Source organism: Brucella oryzae (assembly GCF_041929965.1).
GTDB classification, from domain to species: domain Bacteria; phylum Pseudomonadota; class Alphaproteobacteria; order Rhizobiales; family Rhizobiaceae; genus Brucella; species Brucella oryzae.
Genome location: NZ_JBHEEO010000009.1, coordinates 87,446 through 103,221, shown reverse-complemented (window position 1 = coordinate 103,221; position 15,776 = coordinate 87,446). Strand labels below are relative to the sequence as shown.

The window sequence follows — 15,776 nt, the reverse complement described above, 5'->3', positions numbered from 1 at the left end:
CCGACCGTCTTCGTCGGCTTTTCACCGCTTACAGCGATGTTCATGACATGGACTGCAAGACTGTGACCGCCATACCGTCCGATAGAAACTGTAACGTCACAGATTTATTGCCATATCAATAAAAAGGGCGCTCATCGGAGCGCCCTTTCACCCGCATTAGAATAAATATGTATCAGGCAGCCTTGCCCACAAGCCCATGCGGATCGAGAACGAACTTCTTCGCCGCGCCCTGATCGAAGCTCTCATAGCCCTTCGCCGCATCCTCAAGCGATATGACCTGAGCGTTGACAATCTCGGCGATATTCAGGCGTCCGTGGAGGATAGCCTGCATCAACTGACGATTATATTTCAAAACAGGTGTCTGGCCTGTATGGAATGACTGTGCCTTGGCCCAACCGAGACCGAAGCGCAGCGACAGACTGCCTTGTTTCGCGGCATTATCGACGGCGCCGGGATCTTCAGTGACATAGAGTCCCGGAATACCGATTGCCCCTGCAGGACGGGTTATTTCCATCATCTGGTTCAGCACAATTGCCGGCTGTTCGCCACCGCTATGACCGCGCGCCTCGAAACCAACTGCATCAATTGCACTATCAACCTCATTGCTGCCAGTGACCTCTGCAATCATATCACCGAGACGGTCACTTGCTGAAAGATCGATAGGCTCAAACCCCACTTTCCGTGCGTGATCAAGGCGCTCCTTATTGAAATCGCCGATCATGACGACCGCAGCACCTAGAATGCGTGCGGATGCGGCGGCAGCAAGACCGACTGGCCCTGCGCCCGCGACATACACAACCGAGCCAACCCCGACTCCAGCCTTGACCGCACCATGAAAGCCGGTCGGCAAGATATCAGAAAGCATGGTAAGGTCACGGATTTTTTCCATCGCCTGTTCGCGATCAGGAAACTTCAGCAGATTGAAGTCAGCATAGGGTATCATGACGTAGCGGGCCTGCCCGCCAATCCAGCCGCCCATATCAACATATCCGTAAGCACCGCCTGCGCGAGACGGATTAACGGTCAGGCAAACGCCAGTGTCCTGAGACTTACAGCAACGGCAACGACCGCAAGCGACATTGAATGGCACCGAAACGATGTCACCCACATCGAGCATCTCGACATCGCTACCCTTTTCGATGATTTCACCAGTGATTTCATGCCCAAGTACAAGTCCGGGCATGGCTGTGGTGCGTCCACGAACCATGTGCTGATCCGAACCACAAATATTGGTTGAGATCACCTTCAATATAACGGCATGTTCCAGCTTCCTCCCGTCCGGTGCCGCTAACGCTGGATCTTCAATATCACGCACTTCGACTGTCCCGGGCCGCAAATAAACGACGCCACGGTTCTTGCTCATGTCTACCTCCTCCAGGTCGAACAACACTGACAGATTTCTAGCAATGCAATGATCGATATTTTTCGGGCATAAGTTGGATACACCCGTTCAAGGAGGTTACAGACTGAAAGCAAGCTATTCAGTCTCAATCGCGACACGTCTCATTCAAATTGACCTTGGGAACGTGGCTTGCAGCAGCATTAATACGTGGCAGGTTTCACGTCTCCCACATCTTCATCAAAAATGAAGGCCGGTCCGACAACGCGAACATTACGATCTGTTATGGGTGCAAACGAGGTTGCGGAAACACTAACATCGGCACCACGGGCCGGGCGTGTATCCGGCATGGGAACGACGACATCTTTGAACGCGCGACCGCGTTTATCATTGGCTCGCAGTTCGCTGATCTTACCGACATATCCGGCCCAGTTACACTTCTTGAAATCACCGTCTCCCTGATAGTTATAGGCCGTCGGCAATTCGACATAAGGCTTACCGCTCGAGACCGAAACCATATCAGCCGTCTCGCCATTCGGATTACTCAAAATATAGAGATCAACGTTTTCGCCCTGACAAATGAACCGGCATCGTGCCATTGTTTCCTTCACATTATCGGAGTTCTGAAACTGCGAATGCGGAGCTGGAAAGAGATAGCCATCCGACAAACGAACGCAGTAAGTCAAAGCGCCTTTAATGCCGTTTGGCACCCATGGTTTGTTGTTGGTCGCAACCGATATAACTTTCGGTCGATCAAGCTTCACTTTCGCGGTCTGCCTGGTCGATTGTTCAGCACATGAACGCGATGCAAGCGAACTAGAGGAAAGTTGCCGCTGGATTGCTGCGATGCGCTGGGAAAGATCGCGGCATGGGTTGAAGAATCCCCCACGCTCGTCGCCACTTTTGCAACCGCGGCTACGTTCCAGCGCGCGCAAAGCTGAGAGCTGGCGCTGCGTCATGATATCCGCAGCATCGGCTGCTCGCGTGCAAGACGCGGCAGCCATCTGCGGAAAACAAAACAGTCCAATCAAAAGAAGCAAGGCGAAAGATTTTGCCACCACAACACCTTTGGAACCTATAACTTTTGATGATCACCTCACTGACAAGAGCTGTAGAGGTGCTTCCATTTCTGAATTCTCTCGTTTGGAGTCCAACACCTCATCCGGATTCATTTCAGATACAAGCGCGGCTAATGCCAATCGTAAATAAAGAGGTGCGTCAGCGCGATTTATAGATTTCAACGCAACTCGCGAGATACCAAGAGAATAGGCCAGCTCTTGCTCGGAAGTGTTTAGGGATGCACAGATTTTCGCGAGTCTTTCATATGCACGTCTACCCATTACCGTTGTTCCCTCCTCTGAAAATATAGCGATCGACTCGACCGCCATTGCCTTCACCATTTTATGTTCAGCCCCAGATTACCTTCCCATATCCGGTTGCGTTCGCCACCGAGATTGGTTGTGTAATCCGCTGTCGCAAACAGGCTAGCCTTTTCAGTAATATCCAAAGTCAGCCCGCCACCCACTTCCAGCGAAGTGCCTTTGAGATCGGTTACAATCGGATCGGTAGCAAAACGCACGGTCTGGTCTGAAGAGAAATTATGCCAGAGATTGGCTTTCAAGTACGGCCGCAGTTTTCCGATCGATGTTTCCTGTTTGCCTTGCAGTCTGAATCCAGCCCGCCCCGTCCACGCTTTATTTGTATCGAACTCTACCGAAGAATAGCGATCAGCCTGATCGTCAAGCGAGAGGCGCCGCCAGATCAACTGCGCCTGAGGCTCCAGTGTCCAGCTTTCGCTCAGAGAGATAGGATAGCCCCCTTCAAGCGAAGCCGTAACCCCATGTCCGTCGAGGTCGATACTCTGGCCACCATTCGAGGTCGCATCACCACCGAACCACGTTCCCATCAGTATGGCGTCGAGATACCAGCCTTGAGGTCCTATATGCGTCCAATATCCGCCGAAACTCGTACCCGTAACTTCGAGATCACCGACAGCGAGATCGTTCCAGCCAAGTGCTTGCCCAGTGACGTCCCCGGTCGCACGCGCATAACCGAAAAACAGGCCGAGACGGTCAAAATGTCCGCCATTCGTCTCACGACCCAGGATATCCTGTCCAGCCTGAATACTAAATAGCTTTCCATCAAGTCCTGGGGCGACCGTACCTTTCCATTTCATGTCGGTGTCTTGTCCGAAAACTCTAGCCCAGCTGGCAGGCAGATATCCGGCCGTCTCAAGCAAGTCCTGTTCACCGCGACGCTCGTGAAAGGTGCCTAGAGTAGAAAGCGCAAGATGATGCGCAACCGGTGGCAAAGCCGAATAGACGGGCACCTCCGCACGATAGAGCGGGATCACGTCCCCCTGAACCCGCGTTGCCCCAGATGAGGGCGGAACTGCTTCATCGAAGGGCAGTGCAACCCCATATTGCTGTCCCGTTCTATTATCTGGAGGGTTGGGTGCCTCGGCGGAATCTGGTGGAGGAGGCGCCGCAGGTGCTGTGGCATCTTCTGTTACTGGAGTTGATGTGTCGTCCGGGTTCCCGTCATTGGGGTCGACGGGCAAAGTTGCTGGTGGCTGCTCAAGTGCAGGTGACGGCGCAGTCGTTTCAGGTTCTTGCGGTGAGACGGCAGTTCCGTCCGTCGTAGACGGTGGCTCGCTCCCGCGCATCAAAGTGGATCGCAGATACCAGTTATCGGCCGTGTTCGCCGTAACACCGCCTTTGAAAAGAAAGTACTCGTAAGCCCCCGCTGCAGCACGACCGTTCAGCGAAAACGCATTCTGGCTGGTGGAGCCGCCATTCAGCGCCTGCACAACCATGATCCCATCCGCGTTCGTTGCAGCACCCGTCCCACCCACATTCGTGACCGCAATACTGGTACTGCCTGATGCAGCGCCCGTGTCGATCACCAGTTTATCAGAAGGGGAATTATCGGAACCGAGAACGGTATCGACGAACAATAGACCATTCTGCCCGACATAATTACCCTTGATCGTAAATATGTCGACAGTACTCGTTCCGCCGTTGGTAAGATCAATTCGCCCGGCATTGAAGACGCTTGCCAGCTGACCTGGGGTGAATGGGTTCACGCTGCCTTTTGCAGCGCCGCCATAAACCGTGCTCGTCCTATCGATGTTAAGCGCCCCCGTTCCTGTTCCGGCGTCGCCCAACGTAAGAGCGCTATCTAAAACAAGACGCGTATCATCGGTAAGATCGATAGTCTCCCAGCTGTCGAAACGGGCAATTTTTCCCGTCTTTACGTTACCGAATGTGAGAACATCGGCCCCCTCGCCGCCGGTAAGCTGTTTGGTCGCGCCGATATTAGCATCCGTCAGATTGGTGAGAATTGCCGTATCGTTATCTGGTCCGAGGTCGATCTTCCCATAGATTATACCGCCGCCATTCCATGAGAACTGGTCGTCACCGAAACCGAGCAGGACATCGCCCGCGACCGTACCACCCGTCATGGTTACACTGTCGGTTCCGCTGCTGATGCTTATATTACCGCCAATCATGCCTCCCGAAATGATAATTGTATCGTTTCCGAGGCCGGCAATCAGATTGCGGTCAATCGTTCCACCGGACATGTTGAAATAATTGTTGTCGAGTTTGAGATTGACACGACCAATCCGGCCATCCGTCATGACGGCGTAATCGCCGTCGTCAAAGGCATCAACGATACGCCCGCCCGACATGGAAAAGTGATCGTAACCATTACCTTGATTAAGCGACCCAATCTCGCCGCCCGTTATCCGGAATTCGTCAATATCCTTTCCCTGACGGACATTTCCTGCGACGTGTCCGCCCGTAATGAGAAAGCTATTAAGACCGTCGCCCTGATCGACATCTCCCAGAATCGAACCGGAATGGACTTCCACATGATCGCCGCCAGAGCCGAAGACAACATCACCGTTTATGGCTCCTGCTCCTCCAGATGGCAGAAGCAACGTGTTGTTGCCGTCGGCATCGGTAAGGCCACCGGAAGATGTACCGCTATCGCAGATGAATGTGTCATCGCTGAACGTTGGAGAGAACGGACATGCAGCCAGGGAAGGAGTGCTGTGCAGCAAAACCACCCCCAAGGATATCAGTGCTGTGCCCGACATAAAACGAATGGCGTGCGAGCCGATATCGCGAGAATGCATTGAAACCCCTCAGCTCTTTACAATGCGGCGCTTGCACCAATAGAAGGGCATTTTCTTTCGTTAGGCAACGTAAAATATCACGTTAAAAATGAAACTACTTCTATAGAAGAAAGATAATCAAAAAATTCAAACAACCCTGCCAGTTGCTCCAATATGAAACACACTCTCACTGAGTAAACTAACTTTACATATACTTAGACCTATAAGCTATTAATTTCATTACAAAATCCATCACACCCCCTTGAACGGGGGAATGCATGCGCGCATAAAAATTACAATTTTTAATGGAAATAATATATTAAAAACAGATTATGATTGCAGATCAATGGTGATTGCAACTTGAGGCGAATATTAACTTTATCTGGGAAAAGTGTATCCGGCTTGCTGCCTTCATTGCATCAACCCGACACAGAGATTTAAATTGATTGCATCTCAAAATTAGTAAGGAATCACTCTTGAGTGGGTGCAACATTCTCACAGCCAAATTCATCGACTTTGGATTTAACCAAGTCAGATAAACAACACAGAAGATAGCTTGAACTTCTAGAAATCGTCTCTGTGTCGGATCGATTGTAGATAGGCGTAAGCCGTACCCAAAAGCACGGGCACAATGACCAAAGCGGTCCAGAATAGAATATTGCTCATCTCTGCCCTCCCTCCCATGGTGCGTAGCGATGTGCATCCTGCATCTTCTATTCTAACACGTAAAAAACCGTTTTGTTCCGGATTATTAACAAAAGGCTAACAACATCAGCTATTCTGAAGAGCGAATATTGCCACAAGCCAGTCAACGAACACCCTGACGCGTGGAGAAAGTTGGCGATCACGCGAATATACGACAGATACAGCTGATGAGCTTGGTGGATAGGCAGCGAGTATCGGCACCAATTTTCCATCAGCGACATACCTCATCGCATCATAACGGGGTATCTGGATAATGCCGAGCCCCGAACAGGCCGCCGCAGTATAACTTTCAGCAGCATTGACTGAAACCGAGGCCGGTATCGTGACAGTTCGCAGAGCACCGTCAATCGTGAACTCCAATGGCATGCGCGCTGTACTGCCGCTAGCCCTGAAACCGATCATCCGATGACCATCGGACAGATCATCTGGATGTTTTGGATGTCCAAATCGTGCAATATAAGAAGGGGATGCAAGGGTGACTTCATCCAGAGTCGTAACACGCCGGGCAATCATGTCACTATCCTGCAATGCGCCAACGCGCAGTACGCAATCAATACCTTCCCGAACCAGGTCGACGAACCGGTCCCCTTCAGTCATATAGAATTCAATCTCCGGATATTTCTCCAGAAAGGCTGGTAATTCCGGCAGGAGAAAATGACGCGCAAGCGTCCCCTGCACTTCTACCCGCAGCAAGCCTCTGGGTGTTGCCCCGGAAAATCCGCCTTCTGCATCTTCAACACTGGCGATAATTTCTATGCAACGCTGATAATATGCCTGACCGTCAAGCGTCGGATTGACATGGCGTGTGGTTCGCAGAAACAGCTGTGTGCCCAAGCGCTTTTCAAGCTGCTTGATCGCGTCCGTAACCGTTGAACGGGGAATCCCGAGATCTTCCGCCGCCAGAGTGAAACTGCGTCGTTCCAATACGCGGGTGAACACCCGCATTGCATCAAACCTGTCCATCTGATTGTTCGCTACTTTCGGATAGTAATGACAAATAATGCCGGATTAAACGGCGTTAGAAAAGTGCGATCTTGCTGTGGGTTGTACAAAACCAAACCACCGGAACGGAGCAGACAATGTCCGATATGAAAAACAAGGTTGCCATCGTCACTGGGGCATCGCGCGGCATTGGCGCTGCCATTGCCGAAAGACTGGGCCACGACGGTTTTACTATCATCGTCAACTATGCAGGCAATGCCGCTCTCGCCGACGCCGTCGTTAACAAGATCGAGGCTTCGGGCGGCATTGCGCGAGCAGCACAGGCTGATGTTGCCGATCCTGCCGCAGTAAAGAGAATGTTCGATGCGACCGAAGACGCTTTCGGCGGCGTAGATGTTCTCGTCAATAATGCTGGCATTATGGCACTCTCGCCTATTACAACAACTGAGGATGCTGATTTCGACAACCTCGTCTCGATCAACCTCAAAGGCACTTTCAACACCATGCGGGAGGCTGGAAAACGCCTTTGTGACAATGGGCGTATCATCAATTTTTCCACCACTGTCGTCGGCTTAAAACTCGAAAACTATGGTGTCTATACCGCGACCAAGGCCGCAGTTGAAACGCTGACAGCAATCATGGCCAAGGAAATGCGCGGACGAAACATAACCGTCAATGCCGTTGCACCCGGCCCCACTGCCACAGATCTTTTTCTGAACGGCAAGTCTGAAGAACTGGTCGCGCGCATGGCCAAGATGAGTCCGCTCGAACGTTTGGGCACCCCGGAAGATATTGCTGGAGTGGTCGCATTTCTGGCCGGACCGGATGGCGGCTGGGTGAATGGCCAGACATTGCGTGCCAATGGCGGTGTCATCTGAAGTACCGGGCACGTTCTGCGATGCGCATATCTCGCAGAACGTACTTTCCTCTAGAATTATCCTAATAGTTGTAGATATCCCCTATTCGCCTTGACAGTTTGTCACGGTGAGGCTTCACATGAGCCGGATTCTTTTCGCTTTTTCTAATAGAACACTAGAATTGGCACCGGTCGACGTGAGGGGATGCAAATGCGTATTGGTTTCAACCGACTTTTATGGGCTTTTGCAGTCACGGCCTGCCTGTCGGCAACTCCGCACGACACACACGCTGCCGAAACCCGACGAATAGAGATCACCAAGGATAGCGATTATTTCGGCTTCGACTTGCGCACGGAGAAGAATGTCTCGCTCGACCAGTGTAAGAACATTTGTCTGGGCGACAATGCATGTCTTGCTTTCACCTATAATCCGAAGGTCAAGTGGTGCTTCTTGAAATCCGATTTCAACAAGCTCAATCAGTCCGTGGGCTCCATTGCGGGCAAGGTCGTAACGCAATCCGCAGCCGCACGTGAAGCTGAAGATATGGGCGCCCCGCCCGCCATCTCGTTCTTTGCCGCCAATCTGGTTGATGAAGCCCGTCGTCTCAAGCGCGAAATCAGCGGCCTTGAAAGCTCTGACAGCCTGCGCGATCTGCGCAATGAAGCAGGCGCTGCTGGGATGAATGGCGATCCGCGCACGGCAATGGAAAAATTCCGACTGGCTGCCAGCATGTCGCCGGACGAAAGCGAAATCTGGGCCGGATATGCGCTGTCAGCGCTTGCGACCGAGCCGTCCAATGGTCAGGAACGTTCCAAGTTCCAGCGCGATGCGACGTCGGCCTCATGGTTTGCCTACCAGACCTCACGCACCAAGGATGAGCGCGCGCAAGCGCTTGCCGTCATGGCGCAGGCACTGGAAAAGCGCGAGCTATCCCGCCCGGCCCTGCAAGCCTATGAAGCGAGCCTCGATCTCGCCAATGCCGCATCCGTTCGTGCGGCCTATGAAGACCTGAAAGCCCGTAAAGGTTTCCGCATCATCGACAACACCGTCGATAGCGACAACGCCGCGCCGCGTATCTGCGCGCAGTTCTCGGAAGAACTGGTGAAAAGCGGTGTCGATTATTCAAGCTTCGTCAAACTCGACAATGGTGCGCCGCAGGCGGTTGAAGCCAAGGATCGTCAGATCTGCGTCGAGGGTCTGGAACATGGCCGCAATTATACGGTGACCTTCCGTCAGGGCCTGCCTGCTGCGATTGGTGAAACACTGCCAGCACCGGTCAATCTTTCCATCTATGTCCGGGACCGCGTGCCATCCGTCCGCTTTACCGGCGACAGCTTCGTGCTGCCAGCCAAGGCACGCCGCGGCATTCCGCTGGTGAGCGTCAATCTCGATGCAGCCAAGGCCAAGCTTTACCGCGTCGGTGATCGTTCGCTGGCACAGCTTCTCTCCGGCTATCAGTTCCTGCGCCAGCTCGACAGCTACGATATCAGCACGGTTTCCGATCAGATGGGTGCGCCTGTCTGGGAGGGTGAGATCGAGGTTGCAGGCAATGAGCTGAACAAGGAAGCAACGACCAGTTTCCCGGTTGATGAAGCACTGCCGGAACGCAAGCCTGGCGTCTATGTGCTGACCGCCGAGCCGCTGGTTCAGAAGTCCGATGATGAATATGGCACCAAGGCAACGCAGTGGTTTGTCGTTTCCGACATCGGCCTTTCGACCTATACCGGACAGGACGGCATCAATGTGTTTGCCCGTTCGCTGGAAAGCGCAGAGCCGCTTAAAGGCGTGAAGCTGACGCTGCTTGCACGCAACAATGAAGTGCTGGGCGAAGCGACCACCGACAGCGATGGCCGGGCGACGTTTACGCCGGGACTGACACGCGGCACAGACGGCATGGTGCCAGCGGTGCTGATGGCAAGTCAGCATGATGAGGATTTCACATTCCTCGATATGGCTCGCGCCGGTTTCGATCTTTCCGATCGTGGTGTGACGGGCCGTGCTGTGCCGAAAGCGCTTGATCTTTATGCATGGACAGAGCGCGGCATTTATCGCGCGGGCGAAGTTGTGCATGTAGGCGCGCTTGCGCGTGACGACACCGCAACTGCAATCGATGATCTGCCGCTCACCTTCATCTTCACGCGTCCCGATGGCGTGGAAGATCGCCGTCTCGTTTCCGACAGCAAACTGGCCGGTGGTCATGCCATCGACCTGACCTTGCCGTCGAACGCCATGCGCGGCACCTGGAATGTTTCGGTCTATACTGATCCCAAGCAGCCAGCGATTGCCACGCAGATGTTTCTGGTTGAAGATTTCGTGCCGGACCGGATCGAATTCGATCTGACGTCTGACAAGCCGGAAATCGCTGTTGGCGAAACTGCCAATATCACCGTGGACGGTCGTTTCCTCTATGGCGCGCCTGCCGCCGGTCTTGCGCTTGAAGGCGAAGTCACGCTTTCGACCAAGCGTCAGTGGGACCGCTTTAAGGGGTATTATTTCGGCCTCGCCGATGAAGAACAGGGCGAAGCCACACGCCTGCCGCTCGATGGCCTGTCAAAAGTCGATGACAACGGCAAGGCGACTTTCCCGGTTACAATCGATGAAATGCCGTCAACAACGCGCCTCGTAAATGCAGCCGTGACCGTTCGTATGCGCGAAACCGGCGGTCGTGCGGTTGAGCGTAAGATCGATGTTGCCATTCAGCCGGAAACCGATCTCATCGGCATTCGCCCGAATTTCGCTGGCGATGAAGTTCCGCAGGGCGGCACTGCAAAGTTCAGCCTGATCGCCTCTGACAGCAAGGGGGATCGCAAGGCGCTTGATGGCGCACAATGGTCGCTGGTCAAGATCGAGCGTAATTATCAGTGGTATCGCAGTGGCAACAGCTGGAACTACGAACCAGTGACTTTCACCAAGGCGATTGCCAACGGCAAGATCGACCTTGCAACCGATAGCGAAGCTGAAATCAGTCTGCCGGTCGATTGGGGCCGTTACCGTCTGGAAATCGAATCCGCTGATGCTTCGGGTCCGGCCACAAGCTATGAATTTGATGCGGGCTGGTTTGTCAGCTCAACCTCGACCGAAACGCCGGACGGGCTCGAAATCGCGTTCGACAAGGAACATTATGCGGCGGGTGATACGGCAGAACTGAAAATCTCCCCGCGTTTTGCCGGTGAGTTGCTCATCACCATTGGTGCGGAAAAGCTGCTCAAGACAATCACCGCAAGCGTGCCGGAAGGTGGCACGACCATCGATATTCCGGTGGGTGAGGATTGGGGTGCGGGCGCCTATGTTACGGCAACGCTGTTCCGTCCGGGTGAGGCTATTGAAAGCCGTATGCCTGCGCGTGCGATTGGTCTTAAATGGCTGAAGGTCGACCCTGCCGACAAGCAGCTTGCAGTCAAGCTCGCCCCGCCTGAAAAGATCGCGCCGCGCTCCACATTGTCCATTCCGGTTTCGGTTGAAAATGCGGGTGGCGAGCAGGCCTATGTCATGGTCGCGGCGGTCGATGTCGGCATTCTCAACCTGACACGCTATCAGCCGCCGAACCCTGAAAACTGGTACTTCGGCCAGCGTCAGCTGGGCCTTGAAATACGCGACATGTATGGTCGCCTGATCGACGGTTCGCTCGGTGTCACGGGCAAGCTGCGCACAGGCGGCGACGGTGGCAATATGGCAGCCGAAGGCAGCCCACCCACCGAAAAACTGCTTGCGCTGTTCTCCGGTCCGGTTGAACTCGACAGCGATGGCAAGACAACGATCACCTTCGACATACCGCAGTTCAACGGCACGGCGCGCGTAATGGCTGTTGCATGGACCAAGAAGGCCGTAGGTCATGCGGTCAGTGATGTCATCATCCGCGATCCGGTGGTCATCACTGCTGGTCTGCCACGCTTCATGGCCCCCGGTGATCAGGCCAATATCCACTTCGATATTGCCAATACGGATGCACCGGACGGCGATTATCATGTGAGCCTTGAAACCACCGATAATCTCGGTGTCGAGGTTGGCTCTTATCCTGAAAGCATTGCGCTGACCGGTGGCAAGCGGCAGTCGATCACCGTTCCGCTCAATGCTGTGGCCACAGGTGCCGGTGGCGTGACGATCCGGCTTTCCAATGATGCGGGCCTCAATGTTGAGCAGGCTTTGGCATTGCCGGTGCGCCCGGTCGATCTGCCGATCACGAGCCGTCATGTCGTCAATCTTGGCGCCAATGGCGGGAGTGTGAGAGTCGATGGCGGCCTTCTGTCTGAAAGCCTGCTTGATGGTGCTTTTGTCAGCGTTGGTGTGACGCGAAGTGCCGCATTTGATGTGCCAGCTTTGTTGATGGCGCTCGACCGCTATCCTTATGGCTGCACAGAGCAGACCACCAGCCGCGCACTGCCGCTGCTATATTTGAGCGACATGGCGGCAGGTACGGAAGCGGCAGCGGGTCTGGAAAGTCAGGAAGAACTTAAAAAGCGCGTACAGGATTCCATCTTCCGCGTGCTCAACAACCAGTCTTCGAGCGGTTCGTTTGGCCTCTGGTCGCCGGGATCGGGTGATCTCTGGATGGACGCCTATGTGACCGACTTCCTGACGCGTGCCCGCGAAAAGGGCTATGACGTGCCGCAGCAGGCGATGCTCTCCGCACTTTCCAATCTGCAAAATGCGCTCGGCTATACCACCGACGTCAAGGAACGTGGCAACGACATTGCCTATGCGCTCTATGTTCTGGCACGTAACAAGAAGGCTTCTGTTGGCGATCTGCGTTACTTTGCCGATACCCAGCTTGAAAACTTTGCAAGCCCGATGGCCGTTGCCCAGCTTGGTGCAGCACTTGCCCTTTATGGCGACCAGCCTCGTTCGGAACGCGTGTTCAATTCGTCGCTCCAGCTCGCAACCAGCCAGTCAAGCTTTGACTATAATCGTTCCGATTACGGTTCGCCGCTGCGTGATGGCGCAGCCATGCTGGCGCTTGCTACCGAGACCAAGCCTGCCCCGAAAGTGCTGCCGTCGTTGATTACGCTGGTCAAGTTCCAGCGTGAAAAGGCGCGTTACTTGAGCACGCAGGATCAGGCGTGGATGCTGCTTGCAGCACGCGGCCTGCAGGATGACAATGGCGCGATCAGCCTCGACATCAACGGCACCGCGCATCAAGGCTCGTTCTCCGAGCGTCTCAATGGCGCAGCCCTTGAAGCACAGCCGCTGGTCGTCACCAATAAGGGTCAGGGTTCGGTCGATGCGGTCGTGACTGCGGTGGCGCCGCCCGCACAGTCACTGCCTGCGGGTGGAGAAGGTTTCAACATCGAGCGCACCTATTATACGCTTGATGGCGAGCTGGCCAATGTCACAGGCGTCAACCAGAATGAGCGCTATGTGGTTGTTCTCAAAATCGACGATCTGCAGGAATGGCAATCGCGTCTGCTTGTGACCGATCTGCTGCCAGCTGGTTTCGAGATCGATAATCCGGGCCTTGTTTCCAGTGCCGATCTTGGCAATTTCCCATGGCTTGAAAGCACACAGGCAGCGCATCTCGAATTCCGCAATGATCGTTTTGTGGCCGCTTTCGACCGCTCTGCAGGCGAGAAGAAGCCGATCACGCTCGCTTATGTGGTGCGTGCGGTGACGCCCGGTCTTTACACGCATCCGGCAGCAACTGTTGAGGACATGTATCGTCCGCAATTTGCAGCGCGCACGGCAACGGGCATGATGGAGGTGGCCGCGCCATAGCGCGGCCAGACGAATGAAAAGGCGGTGGAAAATAACGATTGGCGGTGCCGCGTTTCTCGGCATCGCCGCTGTAGGAACGGTCGCTGGGCTTGACTGGCTCGACCGCGCTTATCCTCCGCCTTTGCCGGAACGGCTGACCATTTCCACCGAAGTCATGGATCGTGACGGCGCTTTGCTGCGTGCCTATGCAACGCCGGACGGCTATTGGCGCTTGAATACCCGCATTGAAGATGTCGATCCGAAATTCGTGAAAATGCTGATCGCCTATGAGGACAAGCGTTTTTACGATCATGGCGGCATCGATTTCAGGGCGCTGTTGCGCGCCGCTTACCAGCTTGCAGGCAGTGGCCGCATCGTGTCGGGCGGCTCGACGCTTTCCATGCAGCTTGCCCGTCTGATCGAGCCGCGCGAAAGCCGCAGCTTCAGCTCCAAGTTCCGGCAGCTGGCGCGTGCGATCCAGATCGAACGACGGCTGAGCAAGTCTGAAATTCTCGAACGCTATCTGACGCTCGCCCCCTATGGCGGCAATCTGGAAGGTGTACGGTCGGCATCATTAGCCTATTTTGGCAAGGAGCCGCTGCGCCTCACCATATCGGAGGCCGCATTGCTTGTGGCTCTGCCGCAATTGCCGGAGCGCCGCCGCCCGGATCGCGAGATGGAGAACGCAGTTGCCGCGCGGGATCGTGTTTTAAAACGCATGGTTTCGTCCGATGTGTTCACGAGCGAAGAAGCCGAGCGCGCATCGCGTGAGCGCATATCCGCTACGCGTCATCCCCTGCCTTCATTGGCCGCTCACTTTGCCGATCTCGCATTGAAGCAGGCGCCGACCGAGGCCCGGCATCAACTGACGCTTAAAAAGTCGGTGCAGGCAGGACTGGAAGCAGTGGCTCGGGAAGCCGCTGCCAAGCTTGGGCCAAAAGTATCGGTCGCCATGGTGCTGGCCGATAGCCGCAACGGCAATATCTTAGGCGAAGTCGGCTCCGCTGATTATTTCGACGGCAAGCGGCAGGGCTGGATCGACATGACCCGCGCCGTGCGCTCGCCCGGTTCCACGCTCAAGCCTTTCATCTATGGGCTGGCCTTCGAGCAGGGACTGATTGCGCAGGAAACCATCATCGAGGACCGCCCGCAGGATTTTGCAGGCTATCGTCCGCGCAATTTCGATATGAGCTATCAGGGCGATGTCAGCATCCGCCAGGCGCTGCAAATGTCGCTGAATGTGCCGACCATCAGCCTGCTTGATGCAATTGGTCCTGCACGGCTAACCACGCGCATTCGCCAGGTTGGCGTCAACCTGCAATTGCCGAAAGGCGAAGCGCCGGGGCTTGCCATCGGGCTTGGCGGCGCGGGCATCACCCTGCGCGATCTGGTGCAGCTTTATACCGGGCTTGCCAATGGCGGGCGAGGAGCAGCCCTTCGTGACGGCACCGAAGGTTCAGAACCTGTGCAGCCATCGGCTCCTATTCTGAGCGAGCAGGCATCGTGGCAGATTGGCGATATTCTGGCTGGTGTCGTGCCGCCGCAAGGCGCGAAACGCCTCGGCCTCGCTTACAAGACCGGCACCTCCTATGGATATCGTGATGCTTGGTCGGTCGGTTATGACGGGCGTTATGTGCTGGGTGTCTGGGTCGGGCGTGCCGATGGCGGCTCGGTGCCGGGGCTGGCCGGCTATGTCTCGGCGGCTCCCATCCTGTTTGAAGCCTTTGTACGGTCAGGCGTTGCGTCCGTTCCGCTACCGCGTGCGCCTGCTGGCGCGTTTCGCACAGCGCGCGCCGATCTTCCTGTGACGCAGATACGGTTTTCGTCGGCAAACGATCCTCTGCCGGTTCTTAAGGCTTCGATTGAGCCAGCGCCGCGCATCGTATTCCCACCGGATGGCGCGCATGTCGAACTGAAAGCCCTGACCGATAATGCATCGCCGCTCGTGCTGAAATTACAAGGCGGACGCGCACCGTTTCGCTGGCTTGCCAATGGTAAACCCATCGCTGAAATTGAGCGGAGGCGGACAACAAACTGGCAACCGGACGGAGCCGGATATTCGACATTGACCGTGGTTGATGCTGCCGGACGGGCCGCCAGTGTGAATATCTTTGTAGAATAGCGA

8 protein-coding genes are annotated in these 15,776 nt (G+C 55.0%); 4 read left to right on the top strand and 4 right to left on the bottom strand.

The genetic code is table 11. The features are described 5' to 3' along the window. Positions 1-172: 172 nt before the first annotated feature. Together fdhA and JNC70_RS11930 are read right to left on the bottom strand one after the other, a co-directional pair. Positions 173-1,363: a formaldehyde dehydrogenase, glutathione-independent gene (gene fdhA, locus JNC70_RS11935; RefSeq protein WP_104754465.1), complete on the bottom strand. Its 1,191-nt coding sequence runs from the start codon at positions 1,361-1,363 to the stop codon at positions 173-175. A 179-nt stretch (positions 1,364-1,542) separates the two neighbouring features. Further along, positions 1,543-2,298, bottom strand: a complete 756-nt coding sequence (locus JNC70_RS11930; RefSeq protein ID WP_245414719.1) for a DUF2865 domain-containing protein — start codon at positions 2,296-2,298, stop codon at positions 1,543-1,545. Here JNC70_RS11930 and JNC70_RS11925 point away from each other — a divergent pair. Then, positions 2,297-2,548, top strand: a complete 252-nt coding sequence (locus JNC70_RS11925) for a hypothetical protein (protein ID WP_245414718.1) — start codon at positions 2,297-2,299, stop codon at positions 2,546-2,548. The genes JNC70_RS11930 and JNC70_RS11925 overlap by 2 nt on opposite strands. A 184-nt stretch (positions 2,549-2,732) precedes the next feature. On the opposite strand, the gene JNC70_RS11920 is transcribed toward JNC70_RS11925, so the two are convergent. Both JNC70_RS11920 and JNC70_RS11915 read right to left on the bottom strand, forming a co-directional pair. Then, a complete protein-coding gene (locus JNC70_RS11920; RefSeq protein ID WP_104754463.1) occupies positions 2,733-5,480 on the bottom strand; it encodes an autotransporter family protein in 2,748 nt (915 codons plus the stop codon). A gap of 750 nt (positions 5,481-6,230) precedes the next feature. Further along, the gene (locus JNC70_RS11915; RefSeq protein WP_104754462.1) at positions 6,231-7,127 is read right to left on the bottom strand and encodes a LysR family transcriptional regulator; all 897 of its coding nucleotides are present in this window, start codon (positions 7,125-7,127) and stop codon (positions 6,231-6,233) included. A 116-nt stretch (positions 7,128-7,243) separates the two neighbouring features. On the opposite strand from JNC70_RS11915, the gene JNC70_RS11910 reads away from it, so the two are divergent. The 3 genes from JNC70_RS11910 to pbpC all read left to right on the top strand — a co-directional run bounded on the left by JNC70_RS11910 (position 7,244) and on the right by pbpC (position 15,773). Next, on the top strand, positions 7,244-7,984 hold the full coding sequence (locus JNC70_RS11910; RefSeq protein ID WP_104754461.1) for an SDR family oxidoreductase: 741 nt from the start codon (positions 7,244-7,246) through the stop codon (positions 7,982-7,984). A 183-nt stretch (positions 7,985-8,167) separates the two neighbouring features. Continuing rightward, positions 8,168-13,672, top strand: coding sequence for an alpha-2-macroglobulin family protein (locus tag JNC70_RS11905; protein WP_104754460.1), 5,505 nt, complete (start codon positions 8,168-8,170; stop codon positions 13,670-13,672). 13 nt (positions 13,673-13,685) lie between these two features. Beyond that, positions 13,686-15,773: a penicillin-binding protein 1C gene (pbpC, locus tag JNC70_RS11900; RefSeq protein ID WP_104754459.1), complete on the top strand. Its 2,088-nt coding sequence runs from the start codon at positions 13,686-13,688 to the stop codon at positions 15,771-15,773. The last annotated feature ends 3 nt before the right edge of the window (positions 15,774-15,776 follow it).

Coding starts and splice junctions, on each gene's coding strand:
- JNC70_RS11925 (WP_245414718.1), top strand. CDS start 2,297: ATGATATCCGCAGCATCGGCTGCTCGCGTGCAAGACGCGGCAGCCATC.
- JNC70_RS11910 (WP_104754461.1), top strand. CDS start 7,244: ATGTCCGATATGAAAAACAAGGTTGCCATCGTCACTGGGGCATCGCGC.
- fdhA (WP_104754465.1), bottom strand. CDS start 1,363: ATGAGCAAGAACCGTGGCGTCGTTTATTTGCGGCCCGGGACAGTCGAA.
- JNC70_RS11930 (WP_245414719.1), bottom strand. CDS start 2,298: ATGACGCAGCGCCAGCTCTCAGCTTTGCGCGCGCTGGAACGTAGCCGC.
- JNC70_RS11915 (WP_104754462.1), bottom strand. CDS start 7,127: ATGGACAGGTTTGATGCAATGCGGGTGTTCACCCGCGTATTGGAACGA.
- pbpC (WP_104754459.1), top strand. CDS start 13,686: ATGAAAAGGCGGTGGAAAATAACGATTGGCGGTGCCGCGTTTCTCGGC.
- JNC70_RS11920 (WP_104754463.1), bottom strand. CDS start 5,480: ATGCATTCTCGCGATATCGGCTCGCACGCCATTCGTTTTATGTCGGGC.
- JNC70_RS11905 (WP_104754460.1), top strand. CDS start 8,168: ATGCAAATGCGTATTGGTTTCAACCGACTTTTATGGGCTTTTGCAGTC.